The organism is Hymenobacter latericoloratus, from assembly GCF_014199535.1.
Classification (GTDB): Bacteria; Bacteroidota; Bacteroidia; order Cytophagales; family Hymenobacteraceae; genus Hymenobacter; species Hymenobacter latericoloratus.
In genome coordinates this window covers 816,964-837,651 of the sequence record NZ_JACHNV010000002.1, presented here as the reverse complement: position 1 = coordinate 837,651, position 20,688 = coordinate 816,964, and the positions used below count along the sequence as shown (strand labels likewise).

The following is a 20,688-nucleotide window of genomic DNA, read 5'->3' as shown; positions in this document are numbered from 1 at the left end:
AAGCTCAGCATGACGTTCTATGTTTTTCCGGTACAAGCAACAAACGATCCTGGCCAGCCTTTCCCCCTTGGGTTCCCACGCCCTTAGGAAGGCCGGCCAGTTTCGTTTGGTAAGTCGCTTAGATGTACTGGTTGATGATGTTTTCCAGCCACTCCTGCTTGCCGCTGCGCAGGGTGGGCTCGCCGTGCTCGTGGGCAATGCGGCGCAGGTCTTCCAGGGTCAGCTGGCCTTTCTCGAAGGCAGCACCCTCACCCGAGTCGAAGGAGGCGTAGCGCTCGGTGCGGAACTTGCGGTAGGCCGACTTCTCCAGAATGTCGTTGGCTACCACCAGGGCGCGGGCGAAGGTGTCCATGCCGCCGATGTGGGCCACGAAAATGTCCTCCAGGTCGGTGGAGTTGCGGCGGGTTTTGGCGTCGAAGTTGATGCCGCCGGGCTTGATGCCACCATTCTCCAGAATGATGAGCATGGCTTCGGTCAGCTCATTGATGTTGTTCGGGAACTGGTCGGTGTCCCAGCCGTTCTGGTAGTCGCCGCGGTTGGCGTCCATGGAGCCCAGCATGTTCGCGTCGGCCGCTACCTGCAGCTCGTGCTGGAAGGTGTGGCCGGCCAGGGTGGCGTGGTTTACTTCCAGGTTCAGCATGAAGTCGTCCTGCAGGCCGTACTCCTTGAGGAAGCCGATGACGGTCGCGGCGTCGAAGTCGTACTGGTGCTTGGTGGGCTCGGCGGGCTTGGGCTCAATGAAGAACTTGCCCTGGAAGCCCTGCTTGCGGGCGTAGTCGCGGGCCATGGTCAGGAAGCGGCCCATGTGCTCCAGCTCGCGCTTCATGTTGGTGTTGAGCAGGGTCATGTAGCCTTCGCGGCCACCCCAGAACACGTAGTTCTCACCGTTCAGGGCAATGGTTGCGTCGAGGGCGTTCAGCACCTGGGTGCCGGCGTGGGCTACCACCGCGAAATCGGGGTTGGTAGAGGCGCCATTCATATAGCGCGGGTTCGAAAACACGTTGGCCGTGCCCCACAGCAGCTTAATGCCGGTTTCCTGCTGCTTCTGCTTGGCGTACTCTACAATGCGCTGCAGGTTGCTCTCGTACTCGCGCAGCGAAGAGCCTTCGTCCACCAGGTCGATGTCGTGAAAGCAGTAGTAGGGCGTGCCGATTTTAGTGAAGAACTCGAAGGCAGCATCCATTTTGTCCTGGGCGCGGCCCAGAATGTCGCCCTGCGCATCCCAGGCAAACTGCTTGGTGCCGGGGCCGAACGGGTCGCCGCCGGTGCCCGTGAAGGTGTGCCAGTACGAAGTGGCGAAGCGCAGGTGCTCCTTCATCGTCTTGCCGGCCACGATGCGGTTCTCGTCGTACCATTTGAACGCCAGCGGGTTATCCGACTCCCGGCCTTCAAACTTAATGGTATCGATGCCCTTGAAGTACTCCGTCTTAGAAAGCGTGCTGAGCGACATGGTGGGAAGTAGTGGTAGGTGAAAGAATCTGTTGGGTGAGGGCCTCATGCCAGCGGGCATAGGCCGAGTGGTATTGCTCCTGCAGCTGCGGGGTAGGCTCCAGCGTCAGGATGCGCTCCAAGCCACTGAAGGCTTCGGCGGGGCTGGCGTAAAGCCCTACCCCGATGCCGGCGCCGCGGGCTGCACCCTGAGCCGCATCGGTGTTATAAAGCTCCAGCTCCACGTTGCCGCTGTTCACGAAGGCCTCGCGGAACACTGGGCTCAGGAACATATTGGCGTTGCCGGCACGCACCTTGCGCACCTGCACCCCCGACTCGCGCATGATGTCCATGCCGTAGTTCAGGGCGAAAACGATGCCCTCCTGGGCGGCGCGCAGCACGTGCGAACGGCCGTGAATATTGAAGCTGAGGCCGCGCAGTTCGGCGGTGGTGGGGCGGTTTTCCAGCACCCGCTCGGCGCCATTGCCGAAGGGTAGAAATTGCAGCTCCTCCGCCCCTACCGGGGCTTGCGCCGCCAGCTGGTTCATTTCGTCGTAGGGAATTTCGCCCACTACCTTACGCAGCCAGCTGTTCAGAATGCCGGTGCCGTTTACGCACAACAGCATGCCGTTGCGGGGCTGGGCCGGGGTGCTGTTCACGTGCACAAAGGCATTCACGCGGGAGCGGGCATCCACCACTGGCTGGTCGCTGATGCCATATACTACGCCCGAGGTACCGGCCGTAGCGGCAATTTCGCCGGGCTGCAGCACGTTGAGGGAGAAGGCGTTGTTGGGCTGGTCGCCGGCGCGGTAGGCAATGGGCGTACCAGCGTGCAGGCCTAGCTCCTGGGCCGCTTCGGGTGTCAGGCGCCCCTGCTCGGCGAAGGTATCCACTACCTCAGGCAGCAGGTCGCGGCTGATGCCGTAGAAATCCAGCAAGTCCTGGGCAATGGCCTGCTCCCGGAAGTTCCAGAACACCCCTTCCGACAAGCCCGACACCGTAGTGCACAGGCGGCCGGTCATTTGGAAAGCAATAAAGTCGCCGGGGAGCTGAATTTTGTGGATTTGCTCGAAAATGGCGGGCTCGTTTTCCTTTACCCACTTAAGCTTAGAAGCCGTGAAGTTGCCGGGCGAATTCAGGAAGTTGCGCAGGCAGTACTCCTCCCCTAGCCCCTCAAAGGCCTGGTTGCCGTACTCCACCGCGCGGCTGTCGCACCAGATAATGGCGGGGCGCAGCACCTTGCCGTTCTTATCTACCAGCACTAGGCCGTGCATCTGGTAAGTAATACCAATACCAGCTACCTGGGTGGCATCGAAACCATAGGTCTGCTTGAGCTCGTGGGTAGCGTTGACTACCTCCTGCCACCACCGCTCCGGGCGCTGCTCGGCCCAGCTGGCTAGCGGCGCCGAAATTTCCATTTCCTTTTTAGGAGAGGTGACGCTGGCCAGGCAGCGGCCAGAATCGGCATCGAGCAGGGCCACTTTAATGGACGAGCTGCCGATATCGTACCCGAGCAGGTAGTTCATGGGTGGGAGTTCAGGGGAGCTACCGGGGTAGCAGGGTGGGAAGTCAGGGCCAGCCGCCGAGCCAGGCAGCAGATCAGATTCGCTTGGAAATATTCAATTTCAACCGCTACAGCAACCGCCTATACAAGCCCGCTACTGGCAGCCGCTGAAATGCTATTCTCAACGATTGGTAGTCGAATATACAGCAATGAAATTTCCGGATGACACTATCAAAACCCTTGTAACGCGCTTATTTTCAAATAAAAATACCGAAAACGTTTCCGAAAACGGTTTCGATAGGCAGACAGCAATAATTTTATTTTCGCAGATTATCTTCGAATAGTAAAACGAACAAAGCGTGCAGGCCAATAGCTGCCCTACACGCTTTGTTCGTGATAATTCTATTTGTCTGGATTCAGGCCTTCACGGCCTGCTGCCGTTATTGCAGAACTAGTTTATAGGAAAGTAATTGCCTACTCTCCTCTACCTGCACTACGTACAAACCGGGGGCTACTGCCAGCTGCAGCTCCTGCGTGGGCAGGGCTTTGGCGCTGAGCTGCTGCACTACCCGGCCCTGCAGATCCAGTACCCGCACCTGCGCGGCTTTGCTGAGGCCACTGAGGGTAATGCGGCCATCGGTGGCGGGGTTGGGGTACACCCGCACTGTGGAGGCCTGGGCGGCTTTGCTGCTGAGCACGGTAGCCTGCACGTAGGTGCGCAGCCAGACCAGGGCCGAGCGCTCGGTATTGTCGGCGTTGGCCAGGTAGGCGCCCTGGGCTGTGCGCCAGTGGCCGGGGCGGTAGCCCCACAGGGTAACGCCCTTCACGGCCGGGTGCGTCCACAGGGTCGGGAACACGCGCTGGTACTCGGCCAGCTGCACGGCGTCATCAAGCTGGTTCGAGGAATTCACGCCGTCAATATCCAGCTCCGTGATGTAGAGCGGCTTACCGGCCGAAGCCAGCACATCGAGGTTGGCCTGCAGGGTAGCGGCCGGAATGTTGCGGGTTTCGAAGGCGTGGCCCTGAATCCCGACCCCGTCCACGAGGTTGCGCTCTTTGAGCAGGTTGATGATGCCCAGGTAGCGCTGAGCGTTGGTATTGCTGGTAATTACGCCGTAGTCATTGATCAGAAGCTGGGCCTTGGGGAAATACTGCCGGGCCAGCTGGAACGACTTAATCACCCAGTCCCAGCCGGTGGTGCCGGCGCCGCCCAGGGCTTCGTAGTAGTTACCGGCGCCGCTGCCGGGCGTATTCGGGCCGTTGTTGCCGGTAGAGCCGTTCAGGGGCAGGTCGTTGGCTGCCTCGTTCACTACCTCAATCTGGTCGAGGTCGGGGTAGCGCTGGGCCACGGCCGCAAACCACTCATTGATTTCCGCCAGCTGCTCAGCGGCGGGCAGGCTTTCAATCCAGACGGGCTGCTGTTGTCCCCAGATGAGGGTATGCATCTTGAAGGGGTAGCCTTTCGTCTTGGCCAGAGCGTAGGCCGAGTCGAGCTCGGTCCAGTTCATTTGGTTGCGGGTGCCTTCCACGCTGCCCCACTTGCCGGCGTTTTCCGGCGTTACCTGGTTGAAGTAAGCGTTGAAGAAGGGCTTCTGGGGCTGACTGTACACGCCGCCCAGGAACTTGGGTTTACCGGCGGCCAGCACCGGACCTTTCGGGATGAAGGTAACCGGCGCGGTAGTGGAGCCCTGAGCCCCAGCATCGAGGTTGGCTACGGTAAAAAACAAACCTGTGGCGCCAAACACCAGCTTATCAATGTCCAGGCCGTCTTCGCGGGCCCCAATCTGGAAGGTTTGGGTGAGGCTGCCGGCGGCCACCGTGAAGTTGATGGGCGCCTCGCCCCCGTTGAACTTCGAGAGGTTAATCCACTTCCAGACGCCATTGGTGGCGCCGCCGGCCCCGTCCACGGCAATGTTGCCGCTGGTGTAGCCCACGGAGTTCAGCTGATTGACGGTAATCCAGTCGGTGTCAGCATCCGGCTGCTTGGTCCCAAAGCCATTGGCGTAGTAGAAGCTGTCGTCGTTGGCGGCAGCGGCTCCTACCCGCACGCGGGCGTAGAGGTCGTAGGAGCCAGCGCCGGGGAACGTCACGGAGTAGGTGATGACGCGCGCGGCCGTGCCGGGGTTCTGGCCGTTGATGGTAGCCGTGGGTTTTATGGTCACGTACTGCACATCGGCCTGAGTGGCGGTGTTCCAGTCGGCGCCCAGGGTGCCGGTTTCGGCCTGCTGCACCACGGGCGCGTTCTGCGCCCAAGCGGCCTCACTGCCAAGGAACGCCAGCAGCGCCCCGGCAAAAAGAGTAGAGGTTTTGAACATGATAAAGAAAGAAAAGTGGGGGGTTAGAAAGCAGCACCGGCGGGCAGCGTGGGAGCCCGCGCGGGCTGTGGTTGAAAGCGGATTAAGGGGGTAGGGAAAGTGGGGTTGGCTGAAGCGTTACTGGTTTCCGCAGCGCTCTAATCCGTTGTAAGCGGCCAAGCCCCTACCCCCTCTTTAAGCTGAAAGGCAAGTGATAGTGAACATCCTATTTCTCAGTAACTTGGCTGTTTTTCCAGAGAGAACTGCTGCGCTTTACTTCACCGCCAGCACGGCAGTGGCCGGCTTGCTGGCCCCGAGGGTTTGGCTGCGGGCCGAGGGTAGGGAGCCGCCCACGGCAATGGTCACGGGCGCGGTGGGCGCTACGCTTTTGCCCTGGGCGTCGATGAGGGCCAGCTGCTCGGGCGTAAGGGTGAACTTAACGGTGGTGCTGGCGCCGGGCTGAAGCTGCACGCGGCGGAAGTTTTTGAGGGCGTAGCGCGGAATTTGCTGGCCCTGGCGGGGGGTGTGGGTGAGGTAGAGCTGCACCACTTCCTCGCCGGCTACTTTGCCGGTGTTGCGCACGGTAGCCTCTACTTCCACCGGCTTGTTGCGGGCTGCTTTCTTGGGCAGCTTCAGGCCGCTGTACTCGAATTTGGCGTAGCTCAGGCCGTAGCCGAAGGGGTACATGGGCTCCTGGCTCATGTAGCGGTAGGTGCGGCCCAGCATGCCGTAGCTTTCGTAGGCGGGCAGCTGGTCGAGGCTCTTGGGGAAGGTAATGGGCAGCTTGCCCGAGGGCGACACTTTCCCGAACACGATGTCGGCCACGGCGTTGCCGCCTTCCTGACCGGGGTACCAGACCAGCACCACGGCATCAGCTATTTCGTGCACCTCCGCCAGGTTCATAGGCGAGCCACCGGTGACGATGGCCACAATGGGCTGGGTGTTGTTTTTGCGCAGGCCGCGCAGGAAGTCAATCTGGTTCTGGGGCAGGTTATAATCGAGCCGGTCGCCGAAGCTCGGCGAGGCAATGGACTCGCCCTCCTCCCCTTCCAGCAGCCCGTTGATGCCCAGCACCACAAACGTAGCGTCGGAGGTGCGGGCCGTGCCGCTCACCCAGTCCACGCCGTTCTGGTTGGGCCTATCAAGCAGGGCGCCGGGGCGATACTGCATCTGGCTGGCGGGGCTTACGCCGGCCACCAGGCCTTCCAGAATGGTTTTCATCTCGGGGTTCACGCCGTAGTAGTTGCCCAGCAGGGCATCGAGGTTGGCGGCGTTAGGGCCGGTCACGAAGTACTTGGGCAGGTCGTTGCGCAGGGGCAGCACGCCGTTGTTTTTCAGCAGCACAATAGACTTTTGGGCCGCCTCGCGGGCCAGGGCGCGGTGCTGGGGGCTGTTGATAATGTCGGCGCCCAGCTTATCGTAGGGGCTGCTGCCGGGGGCATCAAACAGACCCAGCTTGAACTTGGTGCGCAGCAGAATAGCCAGGGAGCTGTCCATCTTGGCTTCCGTGGTCAGGCCTTTCTGCACCGCCTCGGGCAAGGAGGGGTACACGCTGCCGCAGTTCAGGTTTACGCCGCGCTCCAGGGCCATAGCTGCCGCCTCGGCGGGCGTTTTCACCACGTTGTGGCCCTTGTAGAAATCCACCAGCGCCCAGCAGTCTGACACAATATGGCCCCGGAAGCCCCACTGCTTGCGCAGCACATCCTGCAGCAAATACGTGTTGCCGCAGCAGGGCTCGCCGTTGGTGGCGTTGTAGGCGCACATCACGGCTTCCACATCGGCATCCACCAACTGCTTGAAGGCCGGCAGGTAGGTTTCCTGCAAGTCCTGGGGCGAGGCCACGGCGTTGAACTCGTGGCGCAGCTTCTCGGGGCCGCTGTGCACGGCGAAGTGCTTGGCGCAGGCCGCCACCTTCAGGTGCTGCGGATCGGGGCCCTGCAGGCCTTTCACGAAGGCTACCCCCAAACGGCCCGTGAGGGTGGGGTCTTCGCCGTAGGTCTCCTGTCCCCTACCCCAGCGCGGGTCGCGGAAGATGTTGATGTTGGGCGTCCAGAACGTGAGGCCGCTGTACTGCTGGCGGTAGCCCTTGGCCACGGCCGCGTTGTACATGGCGCGGGCCTCGTCGGAAATAGCCGTGGACACGCGCAAGGCCAGGTCGTCGTCGAAGGTAGCGCCCAGCCCGATGGCCTGCGGAAACACCGTGGCGGCACCTGCCCGCCCTACCCCGTGCAGGGCCTCGTTCCACCAGTTATAGGCCGGAATGTTGAGCCGCTCGATGGCCTTGCTGTTGTACATCATCTGATCGGCCTTTTCCTCCAGGGTGAGGCGCGAAATCAGGTCCCGCACCCGCACGTTCACGGGCTTGGTGGGGTCGAGGTAGGCGGCCGGAGCCTGCTGGGCCTGCACCGAGGGCAAGCTCAGGCAGGCCAGCAACCCCGATAAGAGCAGATGTTTCTTCATGCGGTGGGAAAGGAGAAGTCAGGAAACGCAACGCCCTGAGGCCCCGAAAACTCGGGACTTAACAAAGCGGCATTGTGCGGTAGGTGCGGGAAGCCGGCCTGGGGAGCCGACGGGTAGGTAGGGCTGCTTCGGAAGAAAGATTTCAGAAGCAGCAAAAGAGCAGTTACTGCGCCGGAGCAGTTGCCGACACGCTAGCCTGAAACGGCGAAGCGGGTAGTCCTTCCTGGTTGTAGAGGTTGGCGCCCTCGGGGTTATCGGCCCAGGCGTAACGCACGAACACGGGGGTAGCTACGGCATCACTCCACACCACCACCGTGTTGCCTTCCAGCCGGGCCTGCGCCCACACGAATTTCTTGTCGGGCCCCGCCACAGCAAAATATTTCAGCGGGCCGCCCCCCTTGGCCACCAGCCCGCCGCCCACGCTGGTAAAGCGCAGCGTAGCTTGGTTGCCGCTAACCTGCATGGATTGGTAGAGCGGCCCCGAGGCCACTACTTTTTTGTCGCCGTAGGCCACCTGCCGGGCCGCCAGCGCCAGCCGGTGCCCCACGGTTTGCTTGTCCAGGGGGTGAATGTCGTTCCACTCGCCCGCGTCCAGGGCCACGGCCATGGCGGTACGCGGCACGGCCAGGGTGCGGCGCTGGGCGTCGCGGATTTCGGCCCAGCCACTTTCGCCGGGCTCCGGCCGCATGGCCATGAAACTGGCCAGCTGCACGTACAGAAACGGCAGGTCAGGCCGCCGGAACTGGGCGCGCCAGTCGCCGATCAGGCTGGTCATCAGGGCCTGGTAGTCCTGGGGGCGGCTCGCGTTGCTTTCGCCCTGGTACCAGAGCACCCCCTTTAGGGCGTAGGGCAGCACCGGGGCAATCATGCCATTGAACAAGGCACCGGGCTGAAAATGGAAAGACGTGGTGCCCGGGGTGGGCGGCAGGGTAGCGCCCAGCTGGTACTGCCACGGCCCGCGCAGGTCCAGGGTCTGGCCGCCGGCCCGCAGCTCGTAAGTTTTGTCGGGCGTGAAGCCGCCCCGGCCGCCGTTGCTGATCAGGCGCACCACTATGACGTTTTTACCGGCCTTCAGCACGCCGGGCTTCAGCTCGTACTTGCGGGGCGGGTACTGGTAGCCGGTAGTGCCCACCAGCTGCCCGTTGATATAAGTAGAGTCGGCATCGACAAGGGTGCCCAGCTCCAGGCGGGCCGGCTGGCCCACCATGCTGGCGGGCACTTCCACCTCTTTCCGGAACCATACTACCCCGTTCACCGGGCCCAGCGGGGTCTGGTCGGCCCAGTAGCCGGGTACGCCCATGGTGCGCCAGCCGCGGGCGTCGTAGGCCGGGTCCGACCACTTTTGCTGGCCCCGGGCCTCGCCCTGGTCGGCCTGATAAAGGCGCTGGTACCAGCTGGCAACAGCTGCACCTTCGCGCTGGCGCTGCCCGGCCACCTGCACGCTGTCCTGGTATTTGGCGGCCTGCTGCTGGTAGTTCGGGAACTGGCGCAGGGCGTCGGCACTCAGCCAGGCTTCAGCGGGCGAGCCCCCCACGGCATCCTTAATCAGGCCCACGGGCACCTGGTACTTGGCGTTGATTTCCTTGGCGAATAAGTAGCCCACGGCCGAAAACTGCAGCACACTCTGAGGGTCGGCGGCTACCCACCGGCCGCCGGCTACATCGGTGCGGGGCTTCTGCAGGGTAGAGGTCATAGGCACCTCGAACTGCCGGATGCGGGGGTTGGCGGCCTGGGCAATAGCCTCCGGAAACTTGTCGCGCAGGCGCGCCATGGGCGTTTCCATGTTCGACTGTCCCGACAGCAGCCACACGTCCCCGACCAGAACATCCTGCACTTCCAGCTCATTGCTGGCCTTGAAGCGCAGGGTGTAAGGCCCGCCGGCCGGCTGGGCCGGCAGCGCTACCGTCCATTTCCCGTCGGGGCCGGTGGTGGCGGGGTAGGTTTTGTCTTTGAACGTCAGGGCGACTTTTTCGCCCTTGGCGGCCCAGCCCCAGAGGGTCAGTTTCGTATCCCGCTGGAGCACCATGCCGTTGCTCACGAGCCGCGGCAGCCGCACCTGGGCCGGAGCCGCGTGGCTCAGCAATGCGGTTGCTACGGCGAGTGATAGAATGAGTGGCTTCATGAAGAAAAGAGAAGTGACGCTTCCGGGAGAAAAAGCCGGCCAGAAGTAGAAGCCGTGGCTTCCCTTGCGGAAAACCACGGCTTCGGGCACTGGTCAGGCTTAGTTATAGCCGGGGTTCTGGGTGATTTTGCCACCGGTACGGTCGATTTCCGTTTGCGGAATCGGGCGCAGCACGTGGAAGTCGCGCACGTTGCGGGCCGCATCGGAGCCGTAGGGACCGGCCGGGGCGGTAGTACGGTTCTGGCTGACGGGCACGTAGGCCTTCACACGCTCCACCAGCTTGCCCGTGCGCACCAGGTCAAAGTAGCGCATCTGCTCGCCGCACAGCTCGCGGGCCCGCTCATCCAGAATAAAGTCGATGTTGAGCTGGGAGGCCGTGATGTCCATCTGGGCTTTGCGGCCCGCCGCTCCGGCCCGCTGGCGCAGGGTGTTGATCTGGCCAACTGCTGCTGCCGTGTTGCCGAGGTACAGGTTGGCTTCCGCCGCAATCAGGTAGGTTTCCGCAAAACGGAACACAATCAGGGGCCGGTCCGAAGGGTTGTTCACGGCCGTGCGGGTCACGTCGTCAAACTTGTTCATCACGGGTGAGAACAGGTTGCTGTAGCCGGCGGGCTCGATGACGGTGTAGGGGCCATTGGGGCGGGCGGCAATGCGCGCCTTCTCGGCGGCCGACAGCGGCCGGCCGGTGTACCAGGCGGCCGTGTCGCCGATGACGGCCGTGGCCCGGCCCCCGTTGGCGGCACCGGTGCCGGTGGAGTTCACGCGGTACACGGTGGTAAACCACTTGTTGTAGCGCGTGTCGGTGGAGCGCAGGCTGCGGCCCGATTCACCCGGCAGAATGTAGGAATCCAGCAGGAAGGGCGTGGGGCAGAAGCGGCCGTAAGGGCGACCGTTCGGGATGTCGCGCACCATGTTGGGCAGCAGGTCGTAGCGGCTGCGGAAGAAGAAGTTGGTTTGGTTGGCGCCGGTAGGCGAGAACGGATCCTGACCGGTGAAGGTCGGGTCGGTGTTGAACTGCACGTTCATGAGCACCTCCTTGCCGTTTTCGTTGCCCTCGCGGAACACGTCGGCCACGTCGGCTTCCAGGTCCACGCCGTAGCGGGTGCGGTTGCTGATCAGCTCCTCGGCGTACTGCTTGGCCTTGGCGTAGTCGTCGGCCTGCTTGGCCGTGGACGAGGCGCGCGTCAGGTGCACTTTGGCCAGCAGGTGCAGGGCCGTGGCGCGGGTTACGCGGCCGGTGCCGGTGGCCGCGTAGCCGCTGGTGCGGTCGGGCAGGTTGGTCAGCGCGTCGTTCAGGTCGGCAATGATGGCGTTGTACACCTCGGTCTTGGGCGCGCGGGAAATATCCTTGGTGGGCGCATCCACGAAGTTGAGCATCAGCGGCACGTCGCCGAAATACTGCACCAGCATGAAGTAGTAGTGCGCCCGCAGCAGCTTGGCCTGGCCTACCACCTGCGTGATGGTGGTGGGGGCCAGCCCCTGCACGGTGCCGGCGTACTGAATCACGCCGTTGGCCCCGTTGATGTAGCGGTAGATGATGGCCCACTGGTTGGTGACGGCCGAGTTCTGGGAGTTCAGCAGGGCCGGGTTGTAGTCCTCGTAGCCCTGGGTGGCCGCGAAGCCGCGCATCCACTCGTCGGTGCCCTGCACGGCCATGTACTCGGCTTCCTCGTTGCCCATCACGTTGCGCAGGCCCGAGTACACCCCCGTCAGGCCGGCTTGTACGCCCTCGGGCGTGCCCAGGAAGGAGGGAACCAGAATGGAGCGCGGATTTTCGTCCAGCAGATCCTTGTCGCAGCTGGTGGCGGCCAGCAACAGGCCGAGGGCCGACGCGCTTAAGAATACTTTTTTCATATGAAAAGCGGGCGTGGGAAGCCCAGAAAAAGAGTAGAGAGGTGAAACTAGAAGGCCAGGTTCAGGCCCACAATAAAGGCGCGGGTGGCGGGGTAGTTCACGCCCCGACCGGCGGTGGTGCTGTTCACGTTGCCGTTCAGGTCACCCTCGGCGAAGGCAATACCGCTGGGGCCCGAAGCCGAGAAGCGCGTGGAGTACGACAGCGCATCCGGGTCAATGGCTTTGTTTTTCCGGTAGAAGGCCAGCGGCGACCAGATCAGCGGGTTCTGCACCTGCACGTAGAGGCGGGCGCTGCTCACGCGCACTTTCTCCGCGAGGCCCGCGGGCAGGGAGTAGCCCAGGTCGATGCTGCGCACCTTGATAAAGGTACCGCTCACGTAGGCCAGCGTCTGGCTGTAGGGCGGGAAGTCGCCGTTGCCCTGGCGCGGCTGCGGGAAGGCGTTGGTGGGGTTGCTGGGCGTCCAGTAGTCGAGGTTTACCTGGTTGCGGCGGCCCTCAAAGGTGGTGAAGTAGGAGTTGCCGAACAGCAGCGGATCCACGATGGTTGCGCCCACGCGGGTCAGGGCCACGGCCGTCAGATCAAAGCCTTTGAAGCGCAGACGCTGAGTAGTGCCGGCCTCAAACTTGGGCTGGCGCGTACCGATGATCTGCCGGTCGCCGGGGTCGATGGTACCGTTGCCGTTGCGGTCCTGAATTTTGATCTGGCCAACCCGGGAGTTATACTTAGCAGCTTCCGCGGCTTCGTTGGTTTGCCAGATGCCGGCTTTCTTGTAGTCGTAAATCACGTACAGGGGCTGGCCGATGAAGCGCTGGTTGCCCAGGTCGCTGCGCGGGTTGCCGTTCTCGTCGTCGCCCAGGCCCAGGTCCAGCACCTTCTCGCGGTTCACGGTGAAGTTCCAGTCCGAAGCCCACTCGAAGCCGCTGGCCGTGCGCACGTTCACCGTGGTCAGGCTGATTTCCAGACCACGGTTCTGGGTCTGGCCGATGTTGCGGGTGAAGGAGCTGTAGCCGCTGGCGGTGGGTAGGGCGTCGGGCAGCAGCAGGTCGGAGGTGCGCTGCTGGTACACTTCTACCGAGCCGGCCAGGCGGTTGTTGAAGAAGCCGAAGTCCAGACCAAAGTTGGTGGTGGTGGTGTACTCCCAGCCCAGGTTAGGGTTGGGGATGGTGGCCGGTACCACCCCAATCAGGCCCGTACCGCCGGCGTTGTAATACCCGTTACCCAGGGCCGACTGCAGAGAACCCAGCGTCTGGTAGGGGTTCACGGCGGTGCTACCCACCCGGCCCAGGCTGGCGCGCAGCTTCAGGGCGTTCAGCCAGGACTGGCTGCTCAGGAAGCTCTCATTGGCAATATTCCAGGCCACGGCGGCCGAGGGGAAGGCTTTGTACTTGTTGCCGGGGGCCAGGCGCGAGGAACCGTCCACGCGCACCGTTACGGTGGCGGAGTAACGGTTGTCGTAGGAGTAGTTCGCGCGGCCCATGTACGAGATGATGTCGAACTGGCTCTGGTAGCTGCCCGGCGCCGTGGGCGTGCCCGCGCCCAGGTTGTTGGTGAGCTGGTAGTTGGTGGGCAGGTTCTGGGAGCCGGCGTTGAAGCCTTCGGCACGGTATTCCTGGGCGCTGTAGAGAGCCGTCAGGTTCATATCGTGCTTTTCCGCGAACGTGCGGTTATAGGTCAGGATGTTTTCAGCCAGCAGGTTGAAGGCCAGGTTCTGGGAGCGGGAAGCGGCGTTCTGTCCGCCGCCCCGGGCCGGGGTCTGGGAGGCAAAGAACGAGTCGTTGTTTTCCGAGCGGCCGTCCAGACCAATGTTGAGGCGGTAATCCAGGCCCTTCAGGATGTTGACCTGCCCGTAGAGGCTGTTGAACGTGCGGATGCGGCGGCGCTTGTCCAGGTGGGCGTCTTCGGTGTAGAAGGCCAGCGGGTTGCCCAGGGCGGTATCGGTGTTGGGGAACAGCACCGGGTTGCCGTTGGCGTCGTAGGGCGAAGCCAGGGGGCTACCCGTCAGGATGCCGTTGATGATGTTCAGGCCCGGATCGTCCTGGTCGGTGAAGCTGTTGAGCGTGTTCAGGCCGATTTTCACCCGCTTGCCAATCTGCTGGTCCAGGGTGGCGCGCAGGGAGTAGCGCTGCAGGCGCTGCACGGGCACAATGCCCGTTTCGTCGTAGTAGCCCAGGGAAGCCGAGTACTGCGTCTGCTCGGTACCGCCCGAGAGGCCCAGCGAGTGGTTCTGGATGTGGCCGTTCTGGAAGAGCAGATCCTGGTAGTCGGTGGTGCGGCCGGCGGCCAGGTTGGCTTTTTCGTCGTCGGTAAGGAAGCCGGGCGTGTTGTCGGGGTTGGCAATGCCGTTGGCCAGGTAGGCCTGCCGCCGGAAGTTGTAGTATTCCTGCCCATCCTGCAGGTCGAAGTAGCCAATGGCCCGCTTGGTGCCGTAGTAGCCGTTATAGGTGGCGCGGGGGGCGCCGGTTTTGCCGCGCTTGGTGGTAATCAGAATAACGCCGTTGGCACCGCGGGCCCCGTAGATGGCCGTGGAGGAGGCGTCCTTCAGCACTTCCAGCGAGGTGATGTCGTCGGGGTTCAAGTCGTTCAGGTTCCCGTCAAAAGGCACCCCGTCCACCACCAGCAGCGGGTCGTTGGAGCCGGCAAACGAGCGGTTACCGCGAATCCGGATAACCGGGTTCTGGCCGGGCGAGGAGCTGGCGCTGGAGATGTTCACGCCGGCGGCGCGGCCCTGCAGGGCCTGGCCGATGTTGGCTACCGGTACGTCGCGCAGGCTTTTCTCATCTACGGAGGAAATAGCGCCCGTTACCTGGCTTTTCTTCTGCACGCCGTAGCCTACCACCACTACCTCGCTCAGGGCCTTGGCATCCGTGGATAGCGTAACGTTAAAGGTTGTATTCGAGCCGATGGGCCGCTCCACCGACACGTAGCCGATGGCCGAGAACACCAGGGTAGTGCCGCCAGCCGGGGCCTGTACGGTAAAGGAGCCGTCAGTACCGGTAGAAGCCCCCGCGGAGGTGCCTTTCACCAGCACCGTCACGCCCGGAATGCCTTCGCCAGTAGCCTGGTCGGTTACCCGGCCCGTGATGGTACGGGCAGTTTGCGCCTGTACCTGCGTAGGGGCCAGCAGCGCGCCGGTTAGTGGCAGGCCGGCAGCAAGCATCAGCGGCCAACCCAGCCCAAGGGCCGATTTTCGTATAGTTGATTGCATGAGGAGTGGGAACTTTAAATTGTGGGATGTTGCAGGTTATCCGCCGCAGCAGAAGTTAAAAACCGATGGAATTACCACCATCGACGGGTAAGGAGGCGCCGGTGATGTAGCGGGCCCCCTCGGAGGCCAGGAACACGGCCGCGTGGCCGATATCGGAAGGCTGCCCGAACTTGCCCATGGGCGTGCGGCGCATGGCCCGGTCGCGGCGGTCGGGGTCAGAGTTCATGGCCGTGCGGCTCATTTCGGTTTCAATGAAGCCGGGGGCAATGGCATTCACGCGCACGTTGTGCTTGGAGAATTCCGAGGCCAGCACCTTCACCATGCCCTCCACCGCCGATTTGGAAGCGGCGTAGGCTACTACCCGATCAATGCCGTAGTAGGCGGCCATCGAGGAAATCATCAGAATCACGCCGCTTTTGCGCTCCACCATGCGGCGGGCGCACACCCGGGTCAGGGCGAACACGGCGTTCAGGTTGGTATGGATGATGCGGCTGAACTCCTCATCGGTGACATCCAGGGCCGGTTTCTTCATGTTAATGCCGGCATTGTTGACCAGAATATCCAGCGGGCCGTGGGTGGTTTCAATCTGCTCCACCAGGTCCTCCAGGGTATCGAGGGCGCACACGTCGTTGGTGAGATAGTGCACCGAGGGCCCCAGGTCGGCCACGGCCTCCTGCAGCACGGCCTCGCGGCGGCCCGTGATGATGACGGTAGCGCCGGCCGTAGCCATGCACCGGGCTATTTCCAGCCCGATACCGGTACCGCCCCCCGTCACGAGGGCCAACTTGCCTTCCAGGGAGAAGGTACCCGGCTGGTGCTGCCCATTGGGCTGGGTATGCGGAGAAACAAAGGACTCGATGTGTGCCATGCGAGAAGGAATAGAACTGTCTTGTAGGGAGTTAGCGCAGCTGGTAGATATCCACCAGCTCCTTGATTTCGGCCAGGGGGCGGGCAGGCGGCGGGAGGCCGGGGGGCAGGGGCCGCTTGGCGTAGGTCTGGAAGTAGAGCACGCAGGCATCGCGCCACCACAGGGCCTCGCGGTGCTGAATGCGCAGGCGCGCGGCTACATCGGCGTGCAGCTCGGGGTCCACGGCCGGCTTGGCCTGCTCCCACTGCCGTTGCATCCAAAGCACGGAGTCGGCGCCGGTGTAGTAGCGGGTGGTCAGCTCATCCCAGAGGGTGCGGCCGGTGCTCAGCTGCTGCCCCCAGCCCACATGGTGGAACCAGAGCAGGTAGTCGGGGGGGCAGGTGGCGGGGTTGCTCCACACCTGGCGGGCGCCGGGGGCATAGAGGCTCAGGGCGTTGGAGCCGCTGGCGGTGCGGTTGAAACCGAGGCCCTCCGCATCAGCCTTGTGGTAGTACACGGAGGTCCAGTCGGGGCGGGCGCTTTTCTCCAGCCAGGGCTCGGGGCCGTAGTGAATGCTCTGGCCCATGATGTGGTGCAAACCCAGCGGCGTGGTGTAGCGCACATAAATATCCCGCGACTGATTCAGGACCCGGGTTACGCTGGCTACGGCCTGGGGCTCCCGGGTCAGGGTCATCTTGGTCCATTCCTCAGCAATGGCCGCCGAGCTAAGCGTGTGGTCCCAGGCCAGGCGGCCGTAGGCGTACCAGTTGGCTTGCCCCACGGGGTGGCCGGTCCAGTTGCGGTCGGAGCCGATGTTGGCTACCCCCGCAATACCGCTGAGGCTGTGCTTTTCCAGGGAGCCATCTACCACTTTAGCTACCGTGGAGCCGGGGCCTTTGGCGTGCGTATCAGCTTCAAGACATTCCTTAATCAGCGGGCCCAGGTACACGAGGTGGGTAGCAAAGCCCAGGTACTCCTGGGTCAGCTGCACCTCCAGCACCAGGGGGGTGCGCGGCATAGCTCCGAACAGCGGGTGGAACGGCTCCCGCGACTGAAAGTCAATCGGGCCGTTTTTCACCTGCACCAGCACCTTGGGGTTGAACTTGCCGTCGAGGGGTTGAAACTCTTCGTAGGCTTCCTTGAACCGGTCGCCCTTGGAGTTGGCTTTGTACACGAAGGCCCGCCACATGACTACCCCATCGTGGGTGCCCAGGGCCGTGGCCAGCATGTTGGCGCCGTCGGCGTGGTTGCGGCCGTAGTCCTGGGGGCCGGGCTCGCCTTCGGAGTTGGCCTTCACCAGAAAGCCCCCGAAGTCGGGAATGGTCTTGTAGATTTCGTCGGTTTTGGCTTTCCACCACTGCTGCACCTGGGGGTCCAGGGGGTCGGAGGTGGGGAGGCCCCCAATTACTTTGGGCGCGGCCCAGAACACCGAGAGATACACCCGAATGCCGTAGGGGCGCATTACGCCGGCCAGGGCAGCCACCTTTTGCAGGTATTCGGCCGTGAGGTAGCGGGCGCTGGCATTTACGTTATTGAGTACTACCCCATTGATACCGATGGAAGCATTGGCGCGGGCGTAGTCCTGGTAGCGGGGGTCGAGGCGGTCGGGCAGCTCCAGCCACTTCCAGATGGAGGAGCCGGCGTAGCCGCGCTCCACGGTGCCGTTGGGGTTATCCCAGTGGTTGAGCAGGCGGTACTGAATGCGGGGTTGGCTGCTGAGATTCAGCTTTTCAGGCAGCTGGCCGGTCTGCACCTGCCGCAGCAGGGCAAAGCAGCCGTAGAGCACGGCAGCATCGGTGGGGCCGGTAATTTCCAGCCCGTTTTTCTGGCTTGTGATGCGGTAGCCTTCCTGGCCCAGGGCAGGGTCCGGGGCTACGCGCAGCCGAATGCTACCCCTACCGCCCGGCGCCGCCCCTATCGGCACCGGGCGCCCCAGCAGTCCTTGCAGCCCGAGTTGCAGCTCGTGCGCGGCGGTTTGCAGGGTGGGGGTTGCGTTGCGTTCCACCACAATACCCCGCGCCTGGGCCTGCCAGGCCTTGCGCAGGCCGGCCTCGGGCAGCTCATCGTACTTCAGCCACAGGCGGTAGCCATCATCGGCGCGCCCCTGGAGGCCGGCACCGAAACAGAGCAGCGCGAGTAGCAGAAAAAAGCGAGGTAGCATAGGAGGAAACAGGTAGGAAGGTCGGGGTTGGGCGGGAACGGGTTAGGCTAAACGAAGCGGGTAGCGGACGTTTCGGCGGAAAGCTGGGCGCTTGCTTCCGTGGCTTCCAGGCTGCGGCGGATGCCCAGCTCCAGGCCCCGCAGCTCGGCCAGCCCGCGCAGGCGGCCAATGGCGGAGTAGCCGGGGTAGGTGCGCTTCTCCAGATCATCGAGCATCTGGTGGCCGTGGTCGGGGCGCATGGGCAGGCTGGGGTTGCCCTCGCCGGTGCGGGCCCGGCGGCGCTCCTCGCGCACCAGCTCCTGCACCACGGCGTACATGTCCACGTCGCCTTCCAGGTGGTCGGCTTCGTGAAAGTTGCGGGGGTTTTCCTCGCGCTTGGTAGCGCGCAGGTGCACAAAGTGAATGCGGTTGCCGAGGCGCCGCACGATGCCGGGCAGGTCATTATCGGGCCGCACGCCCAGGGAACCAGTGCAAAAGGTCAGGCCATTGGCCGGCGAGTCGTAGGCCTGCAGCAAACCTACCAGGTCGGCCTCGGTGCTTACTACCCGGGGCAGGCCCAGCAGCGGAAACGGTGGGTCGTCGGGGTGAATGCAGAGGTTGATGCCCACTTCTTCGGCCACCGGCCCTACCTCCCGCAGGAAGTAGTACAGGTTTTCGCGCAGGGCGGCGGCGTCAATGGCGGCGTACTCGTTCAGCAGTTCCTGAAAGCCGTCCAGCTCGAACGCCTCCTCGGAGCCGGGCAGGCCCAGCAGCACCACGTTGGTGAGGGTAGTAATTTCTTCCGGGGTCAGGGTAGCAAACTTGGCGCGGGCCGCAGCGGCCACCTCCGGCTCGTAGTCCGCTTCGGCGCCGGGGCGGCGCAGAATGCACAGGTCGAACAGGGCGAAGTCTTCCCACACGAAGCGCAGGGCGCGCGAGCCGTCGGGCATCTCGTAGTGGAGGTTGGTGCGCGACCAGTCCAGCACCGGCATAAAGTTATAGCACACCGTACTAATGCCGCAGGCCGCCAGGTTGCGCAGGCTCTGCTGGTAGTTGCGGATGTACTCGGCGCGGGCGGGCCGGCCTTTCTTGATGTCTTCGTGCACGGGCAGGCTTTCTACCACGGCCCAGTGCAGGGGAGCGTACCGGTCGTTATCAGCTTCCACTAGCTGCTGGCGCGCCCGAATATCCTCCTGGCTCCAGACGGCGCCCACGGGCAGCTGGTGCAGCGCCGTAACCACGCCGGCGCAGCCAGCTTGGCGGAGAGCGAAAAGGGAAACCGGGTCCTGGGGCCCGAACCAGCGCATGGTGTGCAGCATAAACGCGTACTCTTCTAACCAAAAAGTCCTATTAACTATTCAGAAGCAGCCCCGTTGCCTACTTAGTAACCTTTTCGGTTAACGCGGCAGTTAGGGAGTACTTACTACCGAAGATAGAAGAACAATTCAGTGGATTAGCAACCTAAAAACCGGCCTAAATACCTGATTTCTAAATAAAAATATCGAAAACGTTTTCGGAAACGTTTTCGATAGGCAGCAGGAATACCGGATGCAGTAAAAATTTTTCTGTAGATTATCCTTGAACGAAAAAGTACCGCCTTGGCCTTGACTTTCCGAATCATCTGCCCACCTTTGAAATAATTCAATTCCACCCATGATTAAATGCACCAAGTGCCGGTCGGCCGACGCCGTGATGCGCGCCGGCTTCATTCGGGGGCGGCAGCGGTACCACTGCAAGGCGTGTAATTACCACTTCACCGACGAGAAGGCTCTGCCCCTGCCCGAGAAAAAACGCCGCCAGACTACCATCAGCGACGTGGCCAAAGAGCTGGGGGTAGCGCCTTCCACCGTTTCGCGGGCCCTCAACGGGCATTCCGATATCAACGTGAATACCCGGCAGGCTATTCTGGAGGTAGCCCGCCAGCTCGACTACCAGCCCAACCTGCTGGCGCAAAGCCTGAAAAGCAGCGAAACCAAAACCATTGGAGTAGTAATTCCGGATATTGAGCGGCCCTTTTTCGCTACGGCCGTTAGTGGCATTCAGCAAGTAGTCGCCGAGGCCGGCTACCGCGTCATGATCTGCCAGTCGAAGGAGTCCTACGATATGGAGGTCAGCAACGTACAGGCCCTGATTGCCAGCCGCGTGGACGGGCTGCTGATCTGCCACTCCCGCGAAACCGAAAACTTCGACCACGTAAAGCAGCCCGCCAGCCGGGGCATCCCGATTGTGCACTTTGACCGGGTGTGCAACGAGGTTGATACGGCCAAAGTAATTCTGGACGACTGGAACGGGGCCTTCAGCGTGACGGAGCACCTGATTCAGCAGGGGGCGCGGCGCATTGCCATTCTGGCCGGGCCCGAGGGCCTGCTCATCAGCCGCAACCGCCTGGCCGGCTACGTCAGCGCGCTGCAGAAATACGGCCTGCCCCTGCGCGACGAGCTGCGCATTCACATCAACTTCAAGCCCGAGCAGGCGGTAGCCGCCCTGGATTCCTGGCTGGCCCTCCCCCACCCCCCGGATGCCATCTTTGCCATTAACTACACCAACGCCTTCGATTTGCTGGTGGCCCTCAAGGCCCGGGGGCTGCGCGTGCCCGAGGATGTGGCGGTGGTAGGCTTCGGCGACGAGTTTATGGCTTCCATGATTGAGCCCGGCCTGACCACGGTAAACCTGCACCCCTACCGCATTGGGCAGCAGGCAGCGCGGCTGTTTCTGGAGCAGGTGCGCGAAAAAGAGCAGTTCCAGCCCCGCACCTTCGTTATTACCGGCGACCTGGTTATCCGGCAATCCTCGCTGAAAAACAAGGGCGAGTTTTTCAAGCTGGATATTTAAC

Annotated in this window: 11 protein-coding genes; 1 reads left to right on the top strand and 10 read right to left on the bottom strand. The window is 62.8% G+C overall.

Translation table 11 applies throughout. The features are described 5' to 3' along the window. Window positions 1-118: 118 nt before the first annotated feature. The 10 genes from xylA to uxuA all read right to left on the bottom strand — a co-directional run bounded on the left by xylA (window position 119) and on the right by uxuA (window position 19,174). Complete coding sequence (gene xylA / locus GGU46_RS09205; RefSeq protein ID WP_183403228.1) at window positions 119-1,450, bottom strand: xylose isomerase; 1,332 nt, start codon at window positions 1,448-1,450, stop codon at window positions 119-121. Further along, a complete protein-coding gene (locus GGU46_RS09200; RefSeq protein WP_183403227.1) occupies window positions 1,428-2,954 on the bottom strand; it encodes a xylulokinase in 1,527 nt (508 codons plus the stop codon). Before GGU46_RS09200 ends, xylA begins: the two co-directional genes overlap by 23 nt. A gap of 418 nt (window positions 2,955-3,372) precedes the next feature. Further along, window positions 3,373-5,247, bottom strand: a complete 1,875-nt coding sequence (locus GGU46_RS09195; RefSeq protein WP_183403226.1) for an endo-1,4-beta-xylanase — start codon at window positions 5,245-5,247, stop codon at window positions 3,373-3,375. Between the two features lie 252 nt (window positions 5,248-5,499). Beyond that, complete coding sequence (locus GGU46_RS09190; RefSeq protein WP_183403225.1) at window positions 5,500-7,686, bottom strand: glycoside hydrolase family 3 N-terminal domain-containing protein; 2,187 nt, start codon at window positions 7,684-7,686, stop codon at window positions 5,500-5,502. 163 nt (window positions 7,687-7,849) lie between these two features. Beyond that, on the bottom strand, window positions 7,850-9,808 hold the full coding sequence (locus GGU46_RS09185; protein WP_183403224.1) for a sialate O-acetylesterase: 1,959 nt from the start codon (window positions 9,806-9,808) through the stop codon (window positions 7,850-7,852). 99 nt (window positions 9,809-9,907) lie between these two features. Then, window positions 9,908-11,662 carry a RagB/SusD family nutrient uptake outer membrane protein gene (locus GGU46_RS09180; protein WP_183403223.1) on the bottom strand — a complete coding sequence of 585 codons (1,755 nt, stop codon included), beginning with the start codon at window positions 11,660-11,662 and terminating at the stop codon, window positions 9,908-9,910. Between the two features lie 47 nt (window positions 11,663-11,709). After that, window positions 11,710-14,868, bottom strand: coding sequence for a SusC/RagA family TonB-linked outer membrane protein (locus GGU46_RS09175; RefSeq protein WP_183403222.1), 3,159 nt, complete (start codon window positions 14,866-14,868; stop codon window positions 11,710-11,712). A gap of 55 nt (window positions 14,869-14,923) precedes the next feature. Next, the gene (locus GGU46_RS09170; protein WP_183403221.1) at window positions 14,924-15,736 is read right to left on the bottom strand and encodes an SDR family NAD(P)-dependent oxidoreductase; all 813 of its coding nucleotides are present in this window, start codon (window positions 15,734-15,736) and stop codon (window positions 14,924-14,926) included. Between the two features lie 31 nt (window positions 15,737-15,767). Then, complete coding sequence (locus GGU46_RS09165; protein ID WP_183403220.1) at window positions 15,768-17,876, bottom strand: alpha-glucuronidase family glycosyl hydrolase; 2,109 nt, start codon at window positions 17,874-17,876, stop codon at window positions 15,768-15,770. A gap of 47 nt (window positions 17,877-17,923) precedes the next feature. Next, window positions 17,924-19,174 (bottom strand): mannonate dehydratase, encoded by a 1,251-nt coding sequence (uxuA, locus tag GGU46_RS09160; RefSeq protein ID WP_183403219.1) that lies wholly within the window; start codon window positions 19,172-19,174, stop codon window positions 17,924-17,926. Window positions 19,175-19,508: 334 nt separating this feature from the next. Between uxuA and GGU46_RS09155 the strand changes: the two genes are divergently transcribed. Further along, on the top strand, window positions 19,509-20,687 hold the full coding sequence (locus GGU46_RS09155; protein ID WP_183403218.1) for a LacI family DNA-binding transcriptional regulator: 1,179 nt from the start codon (window positions 19,509-19,511) through the stop codon (window positions 20,685-20,687). Window position 20,688: the final 1 nt, after the last annotated feature.